This window comes from Vibrio sp. 704 (genome assembly GCF_033339295.1).
This window is the reverse complement of record NZ_JAWOUH010000901.1, coordinates 1-543: the sequence shown is the minus strand read 5'-3', so window position 1 is coordinate 543 and position 543 is coordinate 1. Positions and strand designations below refer to the sequence as shown.

The 543-nt window shown below is 35.4% G+C and carries 1 protein-coding gene; it reads right to left on the bottom strand.

Annotation, left to right across the window (positions count from 1 at the left end):
* On the bottom strand, positions 1-183 hold a 183-nt coding region (locus R7R24_RS29775), incomplete at its 3' end, for a helix-turn-helix domain-containing protein (protein WP_318120597.1).
* Positions 184-543 lie beyond the last annotated feature (360 nt).

The window sequence follows — 543 nt, the reverse complement described above, 5'->3', positions numbered from 1 at the left end:
ACTTTCTTCAATCAAGTTCCATTCTTTCAGCAGTTTTAGATGTCGATACAAACTGCTTAATGGAACGTTCAATTGTTCGCTGAGTGTTTTCGCAGAGACTGGGAATTGGCTTACCGCAACTTGCATTAATAATTGCAGTGCCTTTTCGTTTACCTGATTAGCGTTGGCTTTGTTTAATGTCATGAGAGAGTTGTAACGTGTTAAAAGATATAGGACAAATATAATTCTTAATCACTGAGAAAAGAAAAATAATTTTTATGAGTAATTCTCACTTAATGAGAAAATGACAGTGAGCGGTTAAATGTTGAAGAAAACTTGGAAAGTGGATGTCTCACCTTTGAGTCCCGGGCCACTAAACTGGAACTTAAACAATTAAGATTTTGTTTTATTTGCGAGAGTAGGAGGTGTCTCGCATACTCAATAAATCTAATGAATAATATTGTAAACGTGAGTTGCTGGTGGGGATCGTTTTCTCGATACCATCTTAGTCAATCGGTTTATAAAAGGTCCCTTTTATATGCTGAATAAAATGCTTCTTAAGAA